Raw genomic sequence first — 22,171 nt, 5'->3', positions numbered from 1 at the left:
TCTACTCAGTCCTTACGCGGCCGGGCCGCCGAAGATCTCGATCGGCTTGCTCTCCGGGGACAGGGTGACGATCGCGCGCTTGGTGTCCTTGCGCTTGCCGTATCCGGTCCGGGTGCGCTTGCGCTTGCCGTTCCGGTTGAGCGTGTTCACGCTCAGCACCTTGACCGCGAAGATCTTCTCGATCGCGATCTTGATCTCGGTCTTGTTGGCGCCCGGGCTCACCAGGAAGGTGTACTTGTTCTCCTCGAGGAGACCGTACGACTTCTCGGAGATCACCGGCGCGAGCACGATGTCGCGGGGGTCGGGGATCACTTGTCCTCCTCCGACTGGGCTTCCGCTGAGGTGGCCTTGGCCTTGGCGACCTTGACCGGACCGGCGAGGAAGGCGTCATAGGCGGTCTTGGAGAAGACGATGTCGTCGTTCACCAGGACGTCCAGGGTGTTCAGCTGGTCAGGCGCGATGACGTGCACGTGCGGCAGGTTGCGCACCGACACCCAGGCGACGTCCTCGTCGCGGGTCAGCACGACCAGCACGCGGCGCGCGGAGGTCACCGCCTCCAGCAGCTTGCGCGCGGTCTTGGTGGAGGGGGTGTCCCCGTCGACCAGTGCCGACACGATGTGCAGCTGGCCTGCGCGAGCCCGGTCGGAGAGGGCGCCGCGCAGCGCGGCGGCCTTCATCTTCTTGGGGGTGCGCTGGGTGTAGTCGCGCGGCTGGGGGCCGTGCACGACGCCGCCGCCGACGAACTGCGGCGCACGGGTCGAGCCCTGGCGGGCGCGGCCGGTGCCCTTCTGGCGGTAGGGCTTCTTGCCGCCGCCGGACACCTCGCCGCGGGTCTTCGTCGCGTGCGTGCCCTGGCGGGCCGCGGCCTGCTGGGCCACGACGACCTGGTGCATCAGGGCGACGTTCGCCTGCACGTCGAAGATCTCGGCGGGCAGCTCGACCGAGCCGTCCGTGTCACCGGCGGGGGTCTTGATGTCGACGCTGGTCAACTCAGGCACCGCCCTTCGCAGCGGTCTTGAGGAACACCAGGCCGCCCTTGGGGCCGGGAACGGCGCCCTTGAGCAGGATCAGGCCGGAGTCGGCGTCGACCTGGTGCACGGTCAGGTTCTGGGTGGTCACCCTGGCGTTGCCCATGCGGCCCGCCATGCGCAGGCCCTTGAACACGCGGCCGGGGGTGGCGCAGCCGCCGATGGAACCGGGGGAGCGGTGCTTGCGCTGGGTGCCGTGGGAGGCGCCGAGGCCCTTGAAGCCGTGGCGCTTCATGACACCTGCGGTGCCCTTGCCCTTGGTGGTGCCGGTCACGTCGATGACGGCGCCCGGCTCGAACACCTCGGCGGTGATCTCCTGGCCGACGGTGTAGTCGGCCGCGTCGGCGGTGCGCAGCTCGGCCAGGAAGCGGCGCGGGGTGACCCCGGCCTTGTCGAAGTGGCCCCGCTCGGGCTTGTTCACCTTGCGCGGCGCGATGGCGCCGAACGCGAGCTGAACCGCGGCGTAGCCGTCCTTCTCCTGGCTGCGGACCTGGGTGACCACGTTGGGTCCGGCCTTCACGACGGTCACCGGGACGATCCGGTTGTTCTCGTCGAAGACCTGGGTCATCCCGAGCTTGGTGCCCAGGATTCCCTTCATCTGCCTGTCAGACATGGCTCTCGTTACTCTCCGCCTCGCCGCGCGCGCTTACTGGATGTTGACGTCGACGCTGGCAGGCAGGTCGATGCGCATGAGCGCGTCCACCGTCTTGGGCGTCGGGTCGAGGATGTCGATCAGCCGCTTGTGCGTGCGCATCTCGAAGTGCTCGCGCGAGTCCTTGTACTTGTGCGGCGAGCGGATGACGCAGTAGACGTTCTTCTCGGTGGGCAGCGGCACGGGGCCGACGACCCGAGCGCCGGTGCGCGTCACGGTCTCCACGATCTTGCGCGCGGACGCGTCAATGGCCTCGTGGTCGTACGCCTTGAGCCGGATGCGGATCTTTTGTCCCGCCATGGTGGCTTGCCGTTCCTCTTCGTTGCGATCCATCGGCGGGAGCCCGGTTCCCCGGGCCTGTGCCGCGCCGCTTCCCTGTTCACAAGTCAATGGTGTCGGAAGCCGTCTGCCCTGCTCGTCCCGGTCCACGCGGTCGGGCGTGTCGCGGAGCTTCTACAGAGCGGTCCCTTGGCCGAACCTCAGGACCTGGCTTTCGGTTCCGAAGGGCCGTGAAGGCCCCGGCTTCTCATTCCACGGCCGCCCCATTCGGGACGGCCGCAGAATCAGCAACCCGTAAAGGATGCCACACGCTCGCATGGCAGACCAAACCGGGGTGGCCGAACTAACGGCCACCCCGGTCCAGGTCACTTGTTGATCTTGGTGACGCGGCCCGCGCCGACGGTCCGGCCACCCTCGCGGATGGCGAAGCGCAGACCCTCGTCCATGGCGATCGGCTGGATCAGCTTGACCGACATGGCGGTGTTGTCGCCCGGCATGACCATCTCGGTGCCCTCGGGGAGGGTCACGACGCCGGTCACGTCGGTGGTGCGGAAGTAGAACTGCGGGCGGTAGTTGTTGAAGAACGGGGTGTGACGGCCGCCCTCGTCCTTGCTCAGGATGACGACCTGGGCCTCGAACTCGGTGTGCGGGGTCGTGGTGCCCGGCTTCACGATGACCTGGCCGCGCTCGATGTCCTCGCGCTTGATGCCGCGCAGCAGCAGACCGACGTTGTCGCCCGCCTGGCCCTGGTCGAGGAGCTTGCGGAACATCTCGACACCGGTGACGGTGGTCTTCTGCGCCTTGTCCTTGATGCCGACGATCTCCACCTCCTCGTTGACGTTGATGACGCCGCGCTCGATGCGGCCGGTCGCGACGGTGCCGCGGCCGGTGATCGTGAAGACGTCCTCGACGGGCATGAGGAAGGGCTTGTCGGTCTCGCGCTCGGGCTGCGGGATGTTCTCGTCGACCGCGTCCATGAGCTCCAGCAGGCGGGCGCCCCACTCGGCGTCGCCCTCGAGGGCCTTCAGCGCGGAGACGCGCACGACCGGCAGGTCGTCGCCCGGGAAGTCCTGCGCGGACAGCAGCTCGCGCACCTCGAGCTCGACGAGCTCCAGGATCTCCTCGTCGTCGACCATGTCGGCCTTGTTCAGGGCGACGACGATGTAGGGCACACCGACCTGACGGGCGAGCAGCACGTGCTCACGCGTCTGCGGCATCGGGCCGTCGGTGGCGGCGACCACGAGGATCGCGCCGTCCATCTGGGCCGCACCGGTGATCATGTTCTTGACGTAGTCAGCGTGACCCGGGCAGTCGACGTGCGCGTAGTGGCGCTTCTCGGTCTGGTACTCGATGTGAGCGATCGAGATGGTGATGCCGCGCTGCTTCTCCTCCGGCGCCTTGTCGATCTCGTCGAACGGCGTGAAGGGGTTCAGGTCCGGGTACTTGTCGTGCAGGACCTTGGAGATCGCCGCGGTCAGCGTGGTCTTGCCATGGTCGATGTGACCAATGGTGCCGATGTTGACGTGCGGCTTGGTCCGCTCGAACTTGGCCTTAGCCACTGGACTGTCCTCCTGGACTGGGTTGCTTGTCCGCTGTGGGCGCAGACGCTATCCGTCCACGCCCACCAGCGGTCCATCAGGGTCGATGTGCGGACCCCGGGGAGCTCCCCGGAGAGCCCGCACTTACTGTGCGGAGCTCCGGTGGGTCACTCCCCCGTAGCCTTTGCGATGATCTCCTTCGCCACGTTCGTGGGAACCTCGGCGTAGGAGTCGAACACCATCGAGTAGTTCGCCCGGCCCTGGGTCTTCGACCGCAGGTCGCCGACGTAGCCGAACATCTCCGACAGCGGAACGAGTGCCTTCACGATGCGGGCGCCGCCGCGCTCCTCCATGGCCTGGATCTGGCCGCGGCGGGAGTTCAGGTCGCCGGTGACCGTGCCCATGTACTCGTCGGGCGTGGTCACCTCGACCGCCATCATCGGCTCGAGCAGCGCGGGGTCCGCCTTGCGGGCGGCTTCCTTGAGCGCCATCGAACCCGCGACCTTGAAGGCCATTTCGGACGAGTCGACCTCGTGGTAGGCCCCGTCCAGCAGGGTCAGCTTCAGGCCGACCAGCGGGTAGCCCGCCAGCACGCCGTACTGCATGGCGTCCTGCGCGCCCGCGTCCACCGAGGGGATGTACTCCCGCGGGACGCGACCACCGGTGACCTTGTTGTCGAACTCGTACAGCGCGCCGTCCGCGGTGTTCAGCGGCTCCAGCGCGATGATCACCTTGGCGAACTGGCCCGAGCCACCCGTCTGCTTCTTGTGGGTGTACTCGAACTTCTCGACCGGGCGGCGGATCGTCTCGCGGTAGGCCACCTGCGGGCGGCCGATGTTGGCCTCGACCTTGAACTCGCGGCGCATGCGGTCCACCAGGATGTCCAGGTGGAGCTCGCCCATGCCCGCGATGATCGTCTGGCCGGTCTCCTCGTCGAGGTTGACCTTGAAGGTGGGGTCCTCCTCGGCCAGCTTCTGGATCGCCAGGGAGAGCTTCTCCTGGTCGGCCTTCGTCTTGGGCTCGATGGCGACCTGGATGACCGGGTCCGGGAAGGTCATCGACTCCAGCACGATCGGGTTCTGCGGGTCGCAGAGCGTGTCGCCGGTGGTCGTGTCCTTCAGGCCGATGACCGCGTAGATGTGGCCAGCGCGCGCCTCGGTGACCGGGTTCTCCTTGTTGGCGTGCATCTGGAACATCTTCCCGATGCGCTCCTTGCGGTCCTTGGTCGAGTTGATGACCTGGGACCCGGAGTCGACCTTGCCCGAGTACACCCGGACGTAGGTCAGCTTGCCGAAGAACGGGTGGACCGCGATCTTGAAGGCGAGGCCGGAGAACGGCTCGTCGGCGGAGGCGGCGCGGGTGGCGGGGGTCTCCCCGTCCTGCAGCGTGCCCTCGACCGGCGGGACGTCCAGCGGCGACGGCAGGTAGTCGACCACGGCGTCGAGCATGGGCTGCACGCCCTTGTTCTTGAACGCCGAGCCGCACAGCACCGGGTAGGCCGAGCCCTCGGTCACGATCTTGCGGATGCCCGCCTTGATCTCGGCGACCGTCAGCTCCTCGCCGCCGAGGTAGCGCTCCATCAGGTCGTCGTCGGTCTCGGCGACGGCCTCGACGAGGGCCTCGCGGTACTCCGCGGCCTTCTCGGCGAGGTCGGCCGGGATCTCCTCGACCGTGTAGTCCTCGCCCTTCTGGACCTCGCCGCGCCAGGTCAGCGCCCGCATCTCGACCAGGTCGACCACGCCGATGAACTCGGACTCGGACCCGATCGGGATCTGGATGGGCAGCGGCTTGGCGCCGAGGCGCTCGGAGATGGTCCGCACGGTGAAGTAGAAGTCCGCGCCGAGCTTGTCCATCTTGTTGACGAAGCAGATGCGCGGGACGTCGTACTTGGTGGCCTGGCGCCAGACCTGCTCGGACTGGGGCTCGACACCCTCCTTGCCGTCGAACACGGCGACCGCGCCGTCGAGGACGCGCAGCGAGCGCTCGACCTCGACGGTGAAGTCGACGTGCCCGGGGGTGTCGATGATGTTGATCTGGTGGTCTTTCCAGAAGCAGGTGGTGGCCGCGGAGGTGATGGTGATCCCCCGCTCCTGCTCCTGCTCCATCCAGTCCATGACCGCGGCGCCGTCGTGGACCTCGCCGATCTTGTAGCTGATCCCGGTGTAGAACAGGATCCGCTCGGTCGTGGTCGTCTTGCCCGCATCGATGTGGGCCATGATCCCGATGTTGCGGACCTTGGCCAGGTCGGTCAGCACGTCGAGTGCCACGGGTGTTTCCCCTGTCCTATCTGAAATCAGCTACTGGTCTTACCAGCGGTAATGAGCGAAGGCCTTGTTGGACTCCGCCATCTTGTGCGTGTCCTCGCGGCGCTTGACGCTGGCGCCGAGCCCGTTGGAGGCGTCGAGCAGCTCGTTCATCAGGCGCTCGACCATGGTCTTCTCGCGACGGGCCCGGGAGAACGTCACCAGCCAGCGCAGCGCCAGCGTGGTGGAGCGGCCGGGCTTGACCTCGATCGGCACCTGGTAGGTGGCGCCGCCGACGCGGCGGGACTTCACCTCGATGGTCGGCCGGACGTTGTCCAGCGCGCGCTTGAGGGTGACGACGGGGTCGGTGCCGGTCTTGTCGCGGGCGCCCTCGAGGGCGCCGTACACGATCCGCTCGGCGACGGACCGCTTGCCGTCGACCAGGACCTTGTTGATCAACTGGGTGACCAGCGGCGAGCTGTACACCGGGTCAGAGATGAGCGGCCGCTTCGGGGCCGGTCCCTTGCGGGGCATGTCAGCTCTTCTCCTTCTTCGCGCCGTAGCGGCTGCGCGCCTGCTTGCGGTTCTTCACGCCCTGCGTGTCCAGCGAGCCACGGATGATCTTGTAGCGAACGCCGGGGAGGTCCTTCACACGCCCGCCGCGGACGAGCACCATCGAGTGCTCCTGGAGGTTGTGACCCTCACCCGGGATGTAGGCGGTGACCTCGATACCGCTGGTCAGCTTCACGCGAGCGACCTTGCGGAGCGCGGAGTTCGGCTTCTTCGGGGTAGTGGTGTAGACGCGCGTGCACACACCACGACGCTGCGGGCTCCCCTTGAGAGCCGCAGTCTTCTGCTTGGCGACCTTGTCCTGGCGGCCCTTGCGGACCAGCTGCTGGATCGTGGGCATAGACCGGCTTTCTTCCTGTCGCGCCCTGGCTGGGCGCCTGTTTGCTAGCGGGTTCCTGCATGTCCGCCCGTACCCCGAGGTCGGGCGTGTCGCCGCCCTTCCCCGAAGCACCCGAGGGAGAACGGATCCCCACGGGTTCGGAAGGTTCCTCCGGCGACTGGTGCAGGAGGCCGCCTTCGCAGGCGAACCGCACGGCACAGGCACACGGACCGACCCGACATAGGTCGGGCACGAGTAGCAAAGATACCGTCCCCGCGCGGGCGGGGTCAAAACGGGGGTACCGCCAACCGGGCTACTCGCCGCGGGTACAACGCGGGACACGCCGAAGACCGTGCCCGAGTGTGGCGAAGGACATAGCACGCCATGCTGAGGGCGTTCCGGGCGAAACGGACTGGCACGAAGGGCGTCGACGCAGGTCAGGCGTCAGGTTATCGGAACGCGTCGCCACGATAGGCAGCCCGAGCCGCTGGCGGAGCATGCGCTCCGCCGGGTCGGGTGACAGCAGTCTGCCCGCCACGATCGTGGACGTGCGGGCCTGCGGCCGAACGCCCCGGATCGGCGGCGGCCGAGGCGGTACCGTGCGGGCGTGGATCTCTTCTCCGCGCCCGCGCTGCTGATCGAGCAGGACATCGGCATGCGCAAGTCGTTCTTCAACACCTCGTTCGCGGTGGACGCCTACGACGAGGGCGGGCGGCTGCTGGCCCGGGTGCGCGACCGCAAGGGCCCGGGGCTGCTCGGCGCGGTCAGGATGCTGGGCGAGGCCGGGACGACCCCGTACGACCTCGCCGTCACCCTGCCGGACGGGCGGGAGGCGCTGCGGATCAGCAAGGGTTTCACCTGGCTCGGCGCGGGGCGGGTGGGCGTGGCCGACCCGCACGGGCGCGAGGTCGGGACCATGGTGCGCCGCATGGCCGGGTCGATCGAGTTCGCCGATCCGGACGGGCGCCCGCTGGGTGCGTTCGGCGACCACGCCGCCTTCCGCTACGGCGAGGTGGCCAAGCGGGACGGGCAGCGGGTGCGGCGCAACACGCTCTGGCCGCGGCCCGAGGCGCAGGGGCCCGCGCGGCTGCTGGCGATCGCGGCGGGACTGGCGTACACCGTCGTGTCCGGCATGGGCAACAAGGCGTAGCCGACCGGTAGGCGCGCCCGTCGGGCGTCCGGTCGCGCCCGAGGCGCGGCGGATCGCAGCCGTGGCGTTCGCCCCGGTCGGGCGTCCGACCGGGGCCGTCGCAGGTCCTACCAGGCCTCGCGCATGATGCCGCCGCCGTCGGGGTCGTCGTCGGTGCGGCGGGGGGCCGCGCCGAGGGCGTCGATCACGTCCTGCGGGTCCTGGCCCTCGCGGATGGCGTCGTGTGCCTGGCGCAGGCCGTCGAGGTTGGCGGCCATCGCCTTCTGCACGCCCTCGTCGTCGAGCGCGCGTCCGGAGAGGACGTCGTCCCAGGACAGCTCGCCCGCCTTGATGCGCTGCACCATCTCGCGCATCTCCTTGGGGGCGTTGGGACCCAGGGCGTGCCGCTCGATCTCGGCGATGTCCTTCTCGGACAGTCCGGGGGCGCGGTTGCCGACCGCGGCCGCCTCGACGGCGGTGCGCTCGACGTTGGCGATGCGGGCGTCCACATCGGCCACGAGGGCGTCGAGCCTGGCCTTGTCGTAGGGGAAGGTCATGGCCGCGCCCCGGTGGTCGCGCCCGCGGGCGGGGCGGGCGGCGGCGCGGGGGCGGGCGGGGGCGGCGGCGCGGGCGCGGTGGGCGCGGGCCTGCCGTTGGCCACGTTGTTGTACTTGCCCCTGATCCCCCATGCGCTCATCCCGACGCCGATGGCGCCGGACTTGACGGCCGCCTTGCCGTCGTTGTACTTCTCCTGGCCCTCCTGGTAGCCGTCGACCACGTCCAGGAGGTCGTTGACGTCGCGGACGTCCTTGAGCTTCATCAGGGCCGTGCCCATCGCGACGATGCCGTCGACCATGCCCTGCACGCCCTCGATGAGCGTCTGGATCGAGATGATGATCTTGCGGATGGCGTCGGCGAGCTCGATCGCGTCGTAAACCATCCACACCGCGCGGCCCCAGCCGACGACCGGGATGGCGGCGGTCATGATCGCTTCCATCAGCTTGCCGACGAGCTTGTCCAGCAGCGTCAGCGCCAGGCCGCACGCGGTGCGGCAGGTGTTGGCCATCGACTTGAACCGGTCGCCGATGATGCGCGCCACCTGCGAGTCCGCCTCGATGGCGATCGCCCACATGGTGTCCATGCGGCGGCGGAAGCTGGCCGCGGCGTCGCCCTCCCAGTGCTGGCCGAGCTGGTCGGCGCCGCCGTCGAGGTTGCGGCGCACGGAGTCGAGCGCCTTGCCGACCTGGTTCCAGGCGTGGGCGTTGGCGTCGATCTTCTCGAAGTCGCCGAGCAGCGGCTTGATCAGGGCGTCGAGGAGGTTCTCGCCGGTGACCTGCTCGTAGATCCAGTTGACGCCCTGGATCTTCCAGCCCGCCTTCTCGATCAGCTCCTTGGTGGACTGCCTGCCCGGCCGGTCCTCGGCGGCCGCGCTGAGCGCGGCGGCGGGGTCCTCCACGTCGGCGTAGGTCATCGGCCACCGCCCGCCACGGTCACGCCGGGCAGGGTGTTCAGGCCCTGCTCGATCAGGTTCAGCCGCTCGCCGCTGCTCGTGTCGGTCCTGCGGTAGGCCTCCGCGGCCTGCACGAGGCTGTCGGCGTCCTTGGTCATCACGCGGTTGGCGAAGTCAAGGGTCTCGCCGTAGAGGTTGGCGATGCCGGTGACGACCGGGTGCAGCAGGGTCAGCAGGCCGGTGAAGCCCGCGGTGTCGCCGCCCTTGGCCACGGCGTGCTGCTTGATCGTCAGGAAGTGCTGGGCGTTGCGCGTCATCAGCTCGCTATAGCCCCGCAGCTCGTCCGGTTCGACTTTGAACTGACCCACCGCTTCCACCTTTCACCCTGTCGACCGTGCGGGTGAGACGGCGGCCACCGGACGGCGGTTCCCGGTGGCCGCCGCCGCTTCAGATCCCGCAGCTGGGGGCGTCCCAGAACCGGCTGGACCGGTGGTCGACGTGGGTGTGGTCGTTGTGGCCGGGGTAGCCCGGGCCGAGGATCCCGTTGAACCCGTGGTACCGGGCGCGCTTGGCCAGCGTGCACAGCGAGTGCGGGCCGGACCCGAGGTCCACGGCGTCGCCGTAGAGGTGGCGGCTGTTGGACGCGCCGCCCACGGCGCTGTTGCACGCGTAGCTGCGGAAGCCGCTGGTGACCCGGATCGGCTCGTCACCGAGCGCGTGCCGCATCGCCTGCAGCTTCCACATCGACACCAGCGCGTTGAACTTCGCGGTCGACGCCGAGACCGCGCCGCCGGACCAGGTGGAGTTGCAGTTGTTCAGCTCCGCGTAGGAGAAGTTCACCGGGGTGCAGTCGCTGTCCTGCAGCGCGTAGATCTTGTTGAAGGTGTTGGGGCCCGCCACGCCGTCGGCGCCGAGCCCGTAGGCCTGCTGGAAGCGGGTGACCGCGGCCTTGGTGGCCGGGCCGTAGTCGCCGTCGAGGGCCAGGACGCCGCCGTAGCCGGGGTATCCGGAGACCCGGATCTGCAGCTGGCGGACGTCCTCCCCGGACATGCCCTGGGACAGGGTGCGGCCCCAGGTGTAGCAGCCGTCGGCGGTGGCCGGGGCCGAGGTCAGGACCATGGTCGCGAGCACGGTGGCGATGACCACCGGGACCACGGATAAGAGGCGGGCAATGCGGCGAGTCACGCGAAACCTCCCATATGGGGACGGATGACACCGGGGAAGAGGGTGACTCACGGACCGGGCGTCGTCAATGAATCACAGACCGTATCGACGGTTTGGCCCAACTTTGCGGGTCCGATCGGCGCTGTCCGCCGCCCCCGCGGCCGTGATCGGTCCTAGACTCCGAGCCGAGGCCGACGAGGGGAGTCTGGGCGCGTATGGACGGCGAGATCCTCGATCCGGACGGCGCCCGCGAGCGCCTGCGGGCCTGGAAGGGCCGGATCGACAAGCTGGCCGCGGACACGCAGGCCATGAGCGAGCGGCTGCGCGCGGTGCGGATCAGCGCGGCCGACCCGGGCGGGCTGGCCGAGGTCGTGGTCGACTCGACCGGCGCGCTGGTGGACCTGCGCCTGACCGACCGCATCCAGCGGGTGGCCCCGAACCTCGTCGCGCAGGCCGTGATGACCGCGCTCGGCGCGGCCAGGGCCACGCTGGCCGAGCGGTCCCGGGAGGTCATCGCCGAGACGATGGGCCCGGACTCGGCGGCGGGACGCGCGATCGCCGACAGCGTCGGCCGGTCCCTCGGGGAACCGCGCGCCCGGGCGGCGCGTCCGGACGATGACGAGGATTTCGACCTGGGGTCCCAACTCGGACGGGGGTAGGCCATGGCGGGCGGGTTCGGCGTCGAGATCGAGCAGTTGCGGGCGCACGCGGCCAACGTCGAGGCCGTCAAGGCCCGGTTCGAGGCGGTGAAGGCGGCGAGTTCGCACATCGCGCGGGACGACAGCGCCTACGGCCTGCTGTGCGGGTGGATCTCCGGGATCCTGGAGGACAAGCACGCCCGGCAGGACGCGCTGATCGCGCGGCTGGAGAACAACCTGTCGCTGGTCGCGGCGGAACTGCGGGCGAGCGCCGCTGAGTACGAGGCGACCGAGGACGCCAACGCCCTGATGATCGACGGGGTGTACCAGGGCGGCCCGCGATGACCGACGACTCGCTCGTCGCGCCGGTCGAGTCCAGCCGCGAGGTCTGGACCGGCTCGGGCCTGGCCGACAGCATCGAGGGCCTGGTCGACGCCATCAAGAGCGACGGGTGGGTCGACGACCTGCTCGCGGGCGCCCAGCTGGGCGTCGAGGTCGCCGCGACGGTGATGGACCCGATCAGCGCCCTGCTGGCCAACGGGATCGGGTGGGCGATGGAGTACTTCGAGCCCCTGCGCCAGATGCTCGACGAGCTCACCGGCAAGCCCGACGTCGTGGCCTCGCACGCGGCGACGTGGAACAACATGGCCACCGAACTGCACGCCATGTCCGAGGAACTGGGCAACCACCTCAACAGCGACCTGCCCGGCTGGACCGGCCCGGCCGCCGACGCCTACCGCGCCCTGATGGTCAACAACGTCGACGGGCTGGCCGCGCTCGGCGCGATCTCCGCGGCGATGGCCGCGGCCACCGAGGGCGCGGGCGGACTGGTGGAGCTGACCAGGGAGATCGTGCGCGACCTGATCGCCGACCTGGTCGCCCGGGTGATCGTCTGGGTGGTGGAGGCGGTCTTCGTGGTGACCATCCCGGTCATCGCCTCGCAGATCGCCGCCGCGGTCGTGAAGTGGGCGGGTCGCATCCTGACCTACACGATGGCGCTGATCACCAGCCTGACCAACCTGACCAAGCTCCTCAACGGGTAGGGCGGCCGTGACACCCAAACCAAGGACGCCCGGCAACGGCAGCCCCGGCTCCCCCGACCGGCCTCCGCAGACCGGCGGCGGCGTCAACGCGGGCAACGGCGTCGACAGCGCGCTCACCAGCGCCGAGACGACCATCTCCCGCGGTGAGCCGGGCAGCGGCCAGGGCCAGACCAACCCCACCACCCCTAGCCAGTCGACGCACACCAGGCCGTCCGGGCAGCCCGACCCGAACGCCAAGCCCGGCGGGACGCCGACCGACACCTCCACCGGCAGCCCGAAGCAGCGCGAGGGCCACCGGATCGAGAACGACACGGCGACCATCCTCGCCAGGGCCGGGTACCGGATCAGCCAGAACACCGGCGAGAAGGGCGCGAACGGCACCAGCGACCCCGACTACAACATCGAGGGTCGGCTGTGGGACTGCTACGCGCCGAGCAGCGACAACCGCAACAGCCTGCGCAGCGAACTGCGGGACAAGGTCAAGAAGCAGTCCGGCAGTATCGTCATCAACATGGAGCGCAGCCCCATGACGGTGGAGGAGATGAAGGCGATCCTCCCGCACGTCAGGGGACTGCAGGAGGTCAAGATCATTGACAAGAACGGCACCATCATCGATGCCTTCCCCCAGTGACGGCAGGACGTGACCCGTGTCCATCACCTACAAACTCGAACTCGGCGCGCCGGTCGCCCCGAAGGCCGTCGTGTCCGCCATGGTCGCCGCGGGCTCGGGGGCGGTCGACCGGCACGAGGGCACGAAGGGAACGCTGCGCGGCGGCGGCTGGTTCGACGTCGACGTCGCCGAGTACGACCCGCCCGACCCGGTGGAGGAGCAGTTCGGCTTCGCCCCGACGATCGAGGCCTACTTCGGGCTGAGCAAGACCGGTGATTTCGAGGCGCAGGAGACCGACGCCTTCCGCCTGGTCGTCGCCGTGCTGGCCGCGATTCCCGGGGACGCCCTGCTGCATTTCGAGCACGACGAGGTGTGGCTGCTGCGCCGGAACGGCGAGCTGACCGTCAACGACAGCCTGTGGAAGCCCGCACAGCTCGCCTTGCTGCCGTGGCCGTACCAGCGGGCGCACCTGGCGTTCAGCTGAGCTGAGCGAGACAGGACCGGAAACGGGAAAGGCCCCGCGAGCCGAAGCTCGCGGGGCCTTTCCGTCGACTGGCGGCCGTCAGCGGTAGTCGCGGCCGAAGTCGTAGTCGTCCAGCGGGACGGCAGCGCCGGTGCCCGTGCCGAAGACGTCCGGGGTGTAGTACCCGTCGTCGTAGCTCGGGATGGCGTAGGCGGCCACGCGGGCCTCCTCGGTGGGCTGGACCTGGATGTTCCGGTACTTGTTGATGCCGGTACCGGCCGGGATCAGCTTTCCGATGATCACGTTCTCCTTCAGGCCGACGAGCTTGTCGCTGCGGCCGTTGATGGCCGCGTCGGTCAGCACGCGGGTCGTCTCCTGGAAGGAGGCGGCCGACAGCCAGGAGTCCGTGGCCAGCGAGGCCTTCGTGATGCCCATCAGGACCGGGCGGCCGGAGGCGGGCTCGCCGCCTGCCGCCACCACGCGGCGGTTCTCCGACTCGAACTCGGCGCGCTCGATCAGCGCGCCGGGCAGGAACTCGGTGGCGCCGCTGTCCAGGATGGTCACCCGGCGCAGCATCTGGCGGACGATGACCTCGATGTGCTTGTCGTGGATCGACACGCCCTGCGCCCGGTACACCTTCTGGACCTCGTCCACCAGGTGCAGCTGGGCCTCGCGCGGGCCCATCACGCGCAGCACCTCGTGCGGGTCCGGGGTGCCCTCCAGCAGCTGCTGGCCGACCGCCACGTGGTCGCCGTCGGCGAGCGGGCCGTCCGGCGTCAGCGCGAGGCGCTGGCGCTTGGACAGCTTGTCCATCACGATCTCCTCGGAACCGTCGTCCGGGATGATCGTGATCTTCCAGTAGCGGTCGCCGTCCTCGATCCGCACGCGGCCGTCGGTGTCGGCGATCGGGGCCTTGCCCTTGGGCTGGCGGGCCTCGAACAGCTCCTGGACACGCGGCAGACCGGTGGTGATGTCGTCTCCGGCCACACCACCCTGGTGGAAGGTGCGCATCGTCAGCTGCGTGCCCGGCTCACCGATGGACTGGGCGGCGACGATGCCGACGGCCTCGCCGATGTCGACCAGCTGGCCGGTCGCCATCGAGCGGCCGTAGCAGGTCGCGCACACGCCGACCGCGGCCTCGCAGGTCAGGACCGAGCGGACCTTCACCTTGAGCACGCCGCTGGACAGCAGCTTCTCGATCGCCGGGTCGCCGAGGTCGTCGGCGCGGTTCATCAGCACGTTGCCGTCGGCGTCGGTGACGTCCTCGGCGACGCAGCGCGCGTACACGCCGGTCTCCACGTGCTGGTGGCGCACCGCCGTGCCGTCGGCGTTGCGCACGCCCAGCGGCATGACGATGCCGCGGGTCGTGCCGCAGTCGACCTCGCGCACGATGACGTCCTGCGAGACGTCCACCAGACGACGGGTCAGGTAGCCCGAGTCGGCGGTGCGCAGCGCGGTGTCGGCCAGACCCTTGCGGGCGCCGTGCGTGGCGATGAAGTACTCCAGCACCGACAGGCCCTCGCGGAAGTTGGCCTTGATCGGCCGCGGGATGAACTCACCGCGCGGGTTGGTGACCAGGCCGTTCATGCCCGCGAGCTGACGGATCTGGGTCATGTTGCCCGCCGCGCCCGACTTGACGATCATCGGGATCGGGTTGTCGTCGGGGAAGTTCTCCTCCATGACCCGGGCGACCTCGTCGGTGGCCTTCGCCCAGACCTGCACCAGCTCGCTGTTGCGCTCGGAGAGCGACAGCTGACCGCGCTGGTAGCGCTTCTCGACCGTGTCGGCCTTGCTCTCGTAGTCGTCGAGGATGCCCTGCTTGGCCTCCGGGACGAGCACGTCCGAGATCGAGATGGTGACGCCGGAGCGGGTCGCGTAGTAGAAGCCCGCGTCCTTGAGCTTGTCCAGCGTCTGCGCCACGGCCACCATCGGGTAGCGCTCGGCGAGGTCGTTCACGATCGCCGCCTGGCGCTTCTTGGGCAGCAGCTCGTTGATGAACGGGTAGTCCGCCGGGAGCAGGTCGTTGAACAGCACCCGGCCCAGCGTCGTCTCGGCCAGCCACGGCGTGCCGGGGGTCCAGTCGTCGCCGACCATGCCCGGGCCGGGCGTGCGGTCGGTGATGCGGATCTTGACCGGCGACTGCAGGCTGATCGCGCCCCGGTCGTAGGCCATGATCGCCTCGGCCGGGGACGAGAACGCCTGCCCGGCGCCGACGCCGTCCTCCTTGAGCCGGGTCAGGTAGTAGATGCCGGTGACCATGTCCAGACGCGGCATGGCCAGCGGGCGACCCGAGCCCGGGGACAGGATGTTGTGGCTGGACAGCATGAGGATGCGGGCCTCGGCCTGCGCCTCGGCCGACAGCGGCAGGTGCACCGCCATCTGGTCGCCGTCGAAGTCGGCGTTGAACGCCTCGCACACCAGCGGGTGCAGCTGGATGGCCTTGCCCTCGACCAGCTGCGGCTCGAAGGCCTGGATGCCCAGGCGGTGCAGGGTCGGGGCGCGGTTGAGCAGCACCGGGTGCTCGTTGATGACCTCTTCCAGCACGTCCCACACCGCGGGCCGCGCGCGCTCCACCATCCGCTTGGCGGACTTGATGTTCTGCGCGTGGTTGAGGTCGACGAGCCGCTTCATCACGAACGGCTTGAACAGCTCCAGCGCCATCGCCTTGGGCAGGCCGCACTGGTGCAGCTTCAGCTGCGGGCCGACGATGATGACCGAACGGCCGGAGTAGTCGACGCGCTTGCCGAGCAGGTTCTGGCGGAACCGGCCCTGCTTGCCCTTGAGCAGGTCGGACAGCGACTTGAGCGGGCGGTTGCCCGGGCCGGTCACCGGCCTGCCGCGGCGGCCGTTGTCGAACAGCGCGTCGACGGCCTCCTGCAGCATCCGCTTCTCGTTGTTGACGATGATCTCGGGCGCGCCGAGGTCGATCAGCCGCTTCAACCGGTTGTTGCGGTTGATCACCCGGCGGTACAGGTCGTTGAGGTCGGAGGTCGCGAAGCGGCCACCGTCGAGCTGCACCATCGGGCGCAGGTCCGGCGGGATGACCGGGACGCAGTCCAGCACCATGCCCATCGGCGAGTTGCGGGTCGCCTGGAAGGCGGCCACGACCTTGAGCCGCTTGAGCGCGCGCAGCTTCTTCTGGCCCTTGCCCGAGCGGATGACCTCGCGCAGGATGTCCGCCTCGGCGTCGACGTCGAAGTCGCGCAGCAGCGTCTGGATGGCCTCGGCGCCCATGGCGCCGGTGAAGTAGTCGCCGTAGCGGTCGATCAGCTCGCGGTAGAGCAGTTCGTCGGCGATGAGCTGCTTGGGCTCGAGCTTGGTGAAGGTGCTCCAGATCTCCTCGAGCCGGTCCAGCTCGCGCTGGGCCCGGTCGCGGAGCTGGCGCATCTCGCGCTCGCCGCCCTCCTTGACCTTGCGGCGCACGTCGGACTTGGCGCCCTCGGCCTCCAGCTGGGCCAGGTCGCCCTCCAGCTTCTGGGCCCTGGCCTCGATGTCGGCGTCGCGCTTGTTCTCGACCTGCTTGCGCTCGACGCCCATCTCGGACTCCAGCGTGGGCAGGTCGTTGTGCCGCAGCTCGGTGTTCACGCCGGTGATCACGTAGGCCGCGAAGTAGATGATCTTCTCGAGGTCCTTCGGGGCCAGGTCCAGCAGGTAGCCCAGCCGGGACGGCACGCCCTTGAAGTACCAGATGTGGGTGACCGGCGCGGCCAGCTCGATGTGGCCCATCCGCTCGCGGCGCACCTTGGCGCGGGTGACCTCGACGCCACAGCGCTCACAGATGATGCCCTTGAAGCGCACGCGCTTGTACTTGCCGCAGTAGCACTCCCAGTCCCGGGTGGGACCGAAGATCTTCTCGCAGAACAGACCATCCTTCTCCGGCTTCAGCGTCCGGTAGTTGATGGTCTCGGGCTTCTTCACCTCGCCGAAGGACCACTGACGGATGTCGTCTGCGGTCGCCAGGCCGATGCGGAGCTCGTCGAAGAAGTTGACGTCCAGCACGTCGGTTCCTTCTCCCCTTCTTGGGTCATGGCTAGGGGGATCGGCGCCTGGCCGGGGGCCGGATGGCCCCCGACCGGCGAGGTTGTCAGTTCACGACGTCGTCCACCGAGGGCGACTCGTTGCGGGAGAGGTTGATGCCCAGGTTGGCCGCGGCGCGCTCGAGGTCCTCGTCGTCGCTGTCGCGCATCTCGATGGCGGCGCCGTCGCTCGACAGCACCTCCACGTTCAGGCAGAGCGACTGCAGCTCCTTGAGGAGCACCTTGAAGGACTCCGGGATGCCCGGCTCCGGGATGTTCTCGCCCTTGACGATCGCCTCGTAGACCTTGACCCGGCCGAGCACGTCGTCGGACTTGATCGTGAGCAGCTCCTGCAGCGTGTAGGCGGCGCCGTAGGCCTGCATGGCCCAGCACTCCATCTCGCCGAAGCGCTGACCACCGAACTGCGCCTTACCACCGAGCGGCTGCTGGGTGATCATCGAGTACGGGCCGGTGGACCGGGCGTGGATCTTGTCGTCCACCAGGTGCAGCAGCTTCAGGATGTACATGTAGCCCACGGCGACCGGGTGCGGGAACGGCTCCCCGCTGCGGCCGTCGAACAGCTGCGCCTTGCCGTCGGGCTGCACCATGCGCTCGCCGTCGCGGTTCGGGCGGGTGGAGGCGAGCAGGCCCATCAGCTCGTTCTCCTTGGCGCCGTCGAACACCGGGGTCGCGGTGTTCGTGTCCGGCTCCACCTCGTAGAGGTCCTCGGGCAGCTGCTTGGCCCACTCCGCGTCCGGATCGATCGACCAGCCCTGCATCGCGCACCAGCCGAGGTGCAGCTCCAGGATCTGGCCGATGTTCATTCGGCGCGGCACGCCGTGGGTGTTGAGGATGATGTCGACCGGCGTGCCGTCCGGGAGGAACGGCATGTCCTCCACGGGCAGGATCTTGCCGATGACGCCCTTGTTGCCGTGGCGGCCCGCGAGCTTGTCGCCGTCCTGGATCTTGCGCTTCTGGGCGACGTAGACCCGGACCAGCTCGTTGACGCCCGGGGGCAGCTCGTCCTCGTCCTCGCGGGAGAACACCCGGATGCCGATGACCTTGCCGGACTCGCCGTGCGGGACCTTCAGCGAGGTGTCGCGCACCTCGCGGGCCTTCTCGCCGAAGATCGCGCGCAGCAGGCGCTCCTCCGGGGTCAGCTCGGTCTCGCCCTTCGGGGTGACCTTGCCGACCAGGATGTCGCCCGCGCTCACCTCGGCGCCGATCCGCACGATGCCGCGCTCGTCGAGGTCGGCGAGCACCTCCTCGGAGACGTTCGGGATGTCCCGGGTGATCTCCTCGGCGCCCAGCTTGGTGTCGCGGGCGTCGATCTCGTGCTCGTCGATGTGGATCGAGGTCAGGACGTCGTCCTGGACGAGGCGCTGCGACAGGATGATCGCGTCCTCGTAGTTGTGGCCCTCCCACGGCATGATCGCCACGAGCAGGTTCTTGCCGAGGGCCATCTCGCCCTCTTCGATGCACGGCCCGTCGGCGATGACCTGGCCGACCTCGACCCGCTGGCCCTCGTCGACGATGGGCTTCTGGTTGATGCAGGTGCCCTGGTTGGACCGGCGGAACTTGTGCAGGCCGTAGGTCCGGCGGGAGCCGTCGTCGGCCATGATCGTGATGAAGTCCGCGGAGACCTCCTCGACCACGCCCGCCTTCTCGGCGGTGACCAGGTCGCCGCCGTCGACCGCGGCGCGCAGCTCCATGCCGGTGCCGACCAGCGGGGACTCGCTGCGCAGCAGCGGGACCGCCTGGCGCTGCATGTTCGCGCCCATGAGCGCGCGGTTGGCAGCGTCGTGCTCGAGGAACGGGATCATGGCGGTGGCCACGGAGACCATCTGCCGCGGCGAGACGTCCATGTAGTCGACGTCGAACGGCTCGATGAACTCGACCTCGCCGCCCTTCTTGCGGACCAGGACGCGCTCCTCCAGGAAGTGGCCCTGGTCGTCGAGCGGCGCGTTGGCCTGGGCGATGACGTGCCGGTCCTCCTCGTCCGCGGTCAGGTAGTCGACCTGGTCGGTGACCTGGCCCTCCACGACCTTGCGGTACGGGGTCTCGATGAAGCCGAACGGGTTGACCCGCGCGTAGCTCGACAGCGAGCCGATCAGGCCGATGTTCGGGCCTTCCGGCGTCTCGATCGGGCACATGCGGCCGTAGTGGCTGTGGTGGACGTCGCGGACCTCCATGCCCGCGCGCTCACGGGACAGACCGCCCGGACCCAGCGCCGACAGGCGGCGCTTGTGGGTCAGCCCGGCGACGGGGTTCGTCTGGTCCATGAACTGCGAGAGCTGCGACGTGCCGAAGAACTCCTTGATCGCGGCCACGACGGGCCGGATGTTGATCAGGGTCTGCGGGGTGATCGCCTCGACGTCCTGGGTGGTCATCCGCTCGCGGACGACGCGCTCCATGCGGGACAGGCCGACCCGGATCTGGTTCTGGATCAGCTCGCCCACGGTGCGCAGGCGCCGGTTGCCGAAGTGGTCGATGTCGTCGATCTCGACCGGCACCTCGATGGCGTTCTCGCCCTCGCCGGAGGTCATGGTGGTCTCGCCCGCGTGCAGGCGCACCAGGTACTCGATCGTGGTGACGATGTCGTCCTCGGTGAGCACGCCGGTGGACATCGGGGTGCTCAGGCCCAGCTTCTTGTTGACCTTGTAGCGGCCGACCTTGGCCAGGTCGTAGCGCTTGTCCTTGAAGAACAGGTTCTCCAGGAGGGTCTGGGCGCTCTCCTTCGTCGGCGGCTCGCCCGGGCGCAGCTTGCGGTAGATGTCCAGCAGCGCCTCGTCGGTGCCCGCGGTGTGGTCCTTCTCCAGGGTCGCCAGCAGCGTCTCGGAGAAGTGGAACCGCTCGCGGATGGCCTCGGTGGTCCAGCCGAGGGCCTTCAGCAGGACGGTGACCGGCTGGCGGCGCTTGCGGTCGATGCGCACGCCGACGGTGTCGCGCTTGTCGACGTCGAACTCCAGCCACGCGCCGCGGCTGGGGATGATCTTGACGCTGAAGACGTCCTTGTCGGTCGTCTTGTCGATCGAGGTGTCGAAGTAGACGCCGGGCGAGCGGACCAGCTGGGAGACCACGACACGCTCGGTGCCGTTGATGATGAAGGTGCCCTTGTCCGTCATCACGGGGAAGTCGCCCATGAACACCGTCTGGCTCTTGATCTCGCCGGTGGTGTTGTTGGTGAACTCCGCGGTGACGAACAGCGGCGCCGCGTAGGTCATGTCCTTGTCCTTGCACTCCTCGACGGAGGCCTTGACCTCGTCGAAGCGCGGGTCGGAGAAGGAGAGGGACATCGACCCGGAGAAGTCCTCGATCGGGGAGATCTCGTTGAGGACTTCCTCCAGCCCACCGACGGGGTTCTCCTCGCCTGCGTCGACGCGGCGCTGGAACCACGCCTCGGCTCCGGTGAACCACTCGAACGACTGGATCTGCAGGTCCAGCAGGTCGGGGGTACCCAGGGGCTCACGGATCTTCGCGAACGAGACCCGCTTCGGGGCTCCCGGGATCTCGGACTGGGTGGAGTTGGTCGCAAGCGTGGCCTTGGTCGCGCGGGAGACTGCCAAGATGCGTCCTTCCAGGACTATGAGCGGTCGACAGCCGCATTAGCACAGCTCACGCGACTGTCAAGGGTGCCGTGGTGCCCAACATCCTAGCTCTCGGCAAAGGGCGTGCGGAAAATGGGCAGCGCAAAGGGGCAGTCTAGCCACTGACAGGGCGACTGTCGAGGCCCGCGCTCAATCGGCCCTCCTGATCGAGGTCGCTGCTCGGATACAGCCTGAACCCAGCACCCCCGGCAGTCAAGATGCCACGCCAACGAAACCACTTTTGCAGCAGTCATCTGCCGCTCGGCGATCACGTCTTGACCAGCACAAACACGCGTGGTAGCGCCGCCGGGCCTGGCAATCCCACGGATGGAGTGTCAGCACTGGGGCAGTGGTTGACCGTTGGGCAGCGGCTGGTTGAACGTGTCGAACTCGGTGATCTTCCAGGCCCCGTCGACGCGCTCCGCGGTGACCCCGAGCTGGGCCCCGCTGGCGGTCGTCTGGTCCTCCTCGACCCGCGTGGAGGTCTGGTCGATGAAGACCAGCGCCTCGGCCCGGTCGGCGCTCAGCTGGCGCACGCCGAGCTCGCGGACGATCGTCGTGTGGACCAGCTTCTGGGCGGGCGCGAGCTCCCTGAGCTGGCCGAACATGGCGTCGTACTCGCAGACGGCCCGGCCCGCGAGCACCTCCTTGACCGCAGCGGCGGTGCGGTCGAGGTCGCGGTAGTCGTAGGACAGCGCGCGCTCCAGGCCCGCGACGATCTGCGTCTTGACCTCGGCGGTGGCGGCCGCGTCGGTGAATGCGGTGTTGGCCTTGTCCGCCCCGGAGGTCAGCCGGTCGGCCTGGCCCTTGAAGTAGAGCCCGAGCGCGGCCAGGAGCAGGGCGACGACGGCCAGCGCGATCGCCCCGTTCAGCGCCCGCTTGCCCGGGTCGATGACCGCCTTTGGCCTGGTCCGACCGCCCGTCGACCGTTCGGCGACGGCCAGGTCCCTCGGCGCGGCCCGCCCGCCAGCCCGGCGCTTGCCGGTCGGGGACGGCCGCGGGGGGAGATCATCTTCAGCGGAGTCAATTGTGTGACTTTCGTCACTCTTCTCGGCCGGGCTGGCGGTGATGACGCCGTCGGTGACCGTCGGGGTGACGGGCTCGTCGCTGTCGGCGACATCCGGGTCGGCGGGCGCCTGCTCGTTTTGGGGATCAGTGTCGGGCTCGTCGACGGGCTCGTCGGCGATGTCCGGCTCGGGCTCGTCGGCGGGCGGCGCCGGGGCGGGCGCGGTGATGGCGGTGTCCGAGACGGGGGCGTCGGGACGGGCCTGCGGGTGGGCTCCGCCGGTCGCGGGCCGCTCGTCGCGGGCGGGCGGCTCGGTCCCGGCGTCGGTCTCGTCGGGGACGTCGGGGACGTCGGGGCGGGCGGGCTTGCGCAGGCCCGCGACCTTGGGGCGGCGGGTCGGGGGTCCGGCCGGGCGGCGGCGCGGGGGCGTGGGCAC

21 protein-coding genes are annotated in these 22,171 nt (G+C 69.2%); 6 read left to right on the top strand and 15 right to left on the bottom strand.

All coding sequences use genetic code 11. The features are described from left to right. Positions 1-12: 12 nt before the first annotated feature. The 8 genes from rplW to rpsL all read right to left on the bottom strand — a co-directional run bounded on the left by rplW (position 13) and on the right by rpsL (position 6,650). Positions 13-312 (bottom strand): 50S ribosomal protein L23, encoded by a 300-nt coding sequence (gene rplW, locus IEY98_RS07565; protein WP_189209496.1) that lies wholly within the window; start codon positions 310-312, stop codon positions 13-15. Next, positions 309-989: a 50S ribosomal protein L4 gene (gene rplD, locus IEY98_RS07560; RefSeq protein WP_189209495.1), complete on the bottom strand. Its 681-nt coding sequence runs from the start codon at positions 987-989 to the stop codon at positions 309-311. The genes rplW and rplD overlap by 4 nt, the downstream gene beginning before the upstream one ends. A 1-nt stretch (position 990) precedes the next feature. Further along, positions 991-1,641: a 50S ribosomal protein L3 gene (gene rplC / locus IEY98_RS07555; protein ID WP_189209494.1), complete on the bottom strand. Its 651-nt coding sequence runs from the start codon at positions 1,639-1,641 to the stop codon at positions 991-993. A 33-nt stretch (positions 1,642-1,674) separates the two neighbouring features. Further along, a complete protein-coding gene (rpsJ, locus tag IEY98_RS07550; RefSeq protein ID WP_003938093.1) occupies positions 1,675-1,980 on the bottom strand; it encodes a 30S ribosomal protein S10 in 306 nt (101 codons plus the stop codon). A 344-nt stretch (positions 1,981-2,324) separates the two neighbouring features. Further along, on the bottom strand, positions 2,325-3,518 hold the full coding sequence (tuf, locus tag IEY98_RS07545) for an elongation factor Tu (RefSeq protein ID WP_189209493.1): 1,194 nt from the start codon (positions 3,516-3,518) through the stop codon (positions 2,325-2,327). A 146-nt stretch (positions 3,519-3,664) separates the two neighbouring features. Continuing rightward, the gene (gene fusA, locus IEY98_RS07540; protein ID WP_189209492.1) at positions 3,665-5,764 is read right to left on the bottom strand and encodes an elongation factor G; all 2,100 of its coding nucleotides are present in this window, start codon (positions 5,762-5,764) and stop codon (positions 3,665-3,667) included. A gap of 39 nt (positions 5,765-5,803) precedes the next feature. Continuing rightward, entirely contained in the window at positions 5,804-6,274 is a 471-nt protein-coding gene (gene rpsG, locus IEY98_RS07535) for a 30S ribosomal protein S7 (RefSeq protein WP_189209491.1), read from the bottom strand. Position 6,275: 1 nt separating this feature from the next. After that, a complete protein-coding gene (gene rpsL / locus IEY98_RS07530; protein ID WP_030473471.1) occupies positions 6,276-6,650 on the bottom strand; it encodes a 30S ribosomal protein S12 in 375 nt (124 codons plus the stop codon). Between the two features lie 586 nt (positions 6,651-7,236). On the opposite strand from rpsL, the gene IEY98_RS07525 reads away from it, so the two are divergent. After that, entirely contained in the window at positions 7,237-7,779 is a 543-nt protein-coding gene (locus tag IEY98_RS07525) for a hypothetical protein (RefSeq protein ID WP_189209490.1), read from the top strand. 107 nt (positions 7,780-7,886) lie between these two features. On the opposite strand, the gene IEY98_RS07520 is transcribed toward IEY98_RS07525, so the two are convergent. The 4 genes from IEY98_RS07520 to IEY98_RS07505 form a co-directional block, all read right to left on the bottom strand. Continuing rightward, positions 7,887-8,315, bottom strand: a complete 429-nt coding sequence (locus tag IEY98_RS07520) for a hypothetical protein (protein WP_189209489.1) — start codon at positions 8,313-8,315, stop codon at positions 7,887-7,889. After that, positions 8,312-9,229 carry a WXG100 family type VII secretion target gene (locus tag IEY98_RS07515; RefSeq protein ID WP_189209488.1) on the bottom strand — a complete coding sequence of 306 codons (918 nt, stop codon included), beginning with the start codon at positions 9,227-9,229 and terminating at the stop codon, positions 8,312-8,314. The genes IEY98_RS07520 and IEY98_RS07515 overlap by 4 nt, the downstream gene beginning before the upstream one ends. Next, a complete protein-coding gene (locus IEY98_RS07510) occupies positions 9,226-9,576 on the bottom strand; it encodes a type VII secretion target (protein WP_229786659.1) in 351 nt (116 codons plus the stop codon). Before IEY98_RS07510 ends, IEY98_RS07515 begins: the two co-directional genes overlap by 4 nt. 79 nt (positions 9,577-9,655) lie before the next feature. Further along, entirely contained in the window at positions 9,656-10,393 is a 738-nt protein-coding gene (locus IEY98_RS07505) for a D-Ala-D-Ala carboxypeptidase family metallohydrolase (protein WP_229786658.1), read from the bottom strand. Positions 10,394-10,587: 194 nt separating this feature from the next. Between IEY98_RS07505 and IEY98_RS07500 the strand changes: the two genes are divergently transcribed. The 5 genes from IEY98_RS07500 to IEY98_RS07480 are packed head-to-tail and all read left to right on the top strand — an operon-like array spanning position 10,588 to position 13,147. Then, the gene (locus IEY98_RS07500; protein ID WP_189209487.1) at positions 10,588-11,031 is read left to right on the top strand and encodes a YbaB/EbfC family nucleoid-associated protein; all 444 of its coding nucleotides are present in this window, start codon (positions 10,588-10,590) and stop codon (positions 11,029-11,031) included. Between the two features lie 3 nt (positions 11,032-11,034). Next, positions 11,035-11,355 (top strand): type VII secretion target, encoded by a 321-nt coding sequence (locus tag IEY98_RS07495; RefSeq protein ID WP_189209486.1) that lies wholly within the window; start codon positions 11,035-11,037, stop codon positions 11,353-11,355. Then, entirely contained in the window at positions 11,352-12,053 is a 702-nt protein-coding gene (locus tag IEY98_RS07490; RefSeq protein WP_189209485.1) for a WXG100 family type VII secretion target, read from the top strand. Before IEY98_RS07495 ends, IEY98_RS07490 begins: the two co-directional genes overlap by 4 nt. Before the next feature lie 7 nt (positions 12,054-12,060). Continuing rightward, positions 12,061-12,684, top strand: coding sequence for a CdiA C-terminal domain-containing protein (locus IEY98_RS07485; RefSeq protein WP_189209484.1), 624 nt, complete (start codon positions 12,061-12,063; stop codon positions 12,682-12,684). 16 nt (positions 12,685-12,700) lie between these two features. Then, a complete protein-coding gene (locus IEY98_RS07480; protein WP_189209483.1) occupies positions 12,701-13,147 on the top strand; it encodes a SitI3 family protein in 447 nt (148 codons plus the stop codon). A 78-nt stretch (positions 13,148-13,225) separates the two neighbouring features. Here IEY98_RS07480 and IEY98_RS07475 read toward each other — a convergent pair whose 3' ends face one another. The 3 genes from IEY98_RS07475 to IEY98_RS07465 all read right to left on the bottom strand — a co-directional run bounded on the left by IEY98_RS07475 (position 13,226) and on the right by IEY98_RS07465 (position 22,171). Then, on the bottom strand, positions 13,226-17,125 hold the full coding sequence (locus IEY98_RS07475; protein ID WP_189209482.1) for a DNA-directed RNA polymerase subunit beta': 3,900 nt from the start codon (positions 17,123-17,125) through the stop codon (positions 13,226-13,228). 85 nt (positions 17,126-17,210) lie between these two features. Beyond that, entirely contained in the window at positions 17,211-20,708 is a 3,498-nt protein-coding gene (gene rpoB / locus IEY98_RS07470) for a DNA-directed RNA polymerase subunit beta (protein ID WP_189209481.1), read from the bottom strand. Between the two features lie 356 nt (positions 20,709-21,064). Beyond that, positions 21,065-22,171, bottom strand: coding sequence for a hypothetical protein (locus IEY98_RS07465; RefSeq protein WP_189209480.1), 1,107 nt, complete (start codon positions 22,169-22,171; stop codon positions 21,065-21,067).

It is taken from the genome of Actinokineospora fastidiosa (genome assembly GCF_014648415.1).
GTDB classification, from domain to species: domain Bacteria; phylum Actinomycetota; class Actinomycetes; order Mycobacteriales; family Pseudonocardiaceae; genus Actinokineospora; species Actinokineospora fastidiosa.
This window is presented reverse-complemented; position numbering and strand designations above follow the sequence as displayed.

What these genes read in the sequence shown, in the direction of transcription:
- rpsJ (WP_003938093.1), bottom strand. Translation starts at nt 1,980, where the DNA reads ATGGCGGGACAAAAGATCCGCATCCGGCTCAAGGCGTACGACCACGAG.
- IEY98_RS07500 (WP_189209487.1), top strand. Translation starts at nt 10,588, where the DNA reads ATGGACGGCGAGATCCTCGATCCGGACGGCGCCCGCGAGCGCCTGCGG.
- IEY98_RS07490 (WP_189209485.1), top strand. Translation starts at nt 11,352, where the DNA reads ATGACCGACGACTCGCTCGTCGCGCCGGTCGAGTCCAGCCGCGAGGTC.
- rpsL (WP_030473471.1), bottom strand. Translation starts at nt 6,650, where the DNA reads ATGCCCACGATCCAGCAGCTGGTCCGCAAGGGCCGCCAGGACAAGGTC.
- rplC (WP_189209494.1), bottom strand. Translation starts at nt 1,641, where the DNA reads ATGTCTGACAGGCAGATGAAGGGAATCCTGGGCACCAAGCTCGGGATG.
- IEY98_RS07495 (WP_189209486.1), top strand. Translation starts at nt 11,035, where the DNA reads ATGGCGGGCGGGTTCGGCGTCGAGATCGAGCAGTTGCGGGCGCACGCG.
- IEY98_RS07515 (WP_189209488.1), bottom strand. Translation starts at nt 9,229, where the DNA reads ATGACCTACGCCGACGTGGAGGACCCCGCCGCCGCGCTCAGCGCGGCC.
- rpsG (WP_189209491.1), bottom strand. Translation starts at nt 6,274, where the DNA reads ATGCCCCGCAAGGGACCGGCCCCGAAGCGGCCGCTCATCTCTGACCCG.
- IEY98_RS07520 (WP_189209489.1), bottom strand. Translation starts at nt 8,315, where the DNA reads ATGACCTTCCCCTACGACAAGGCCAGGCTCGACGCCCTCGTGGCCGAT.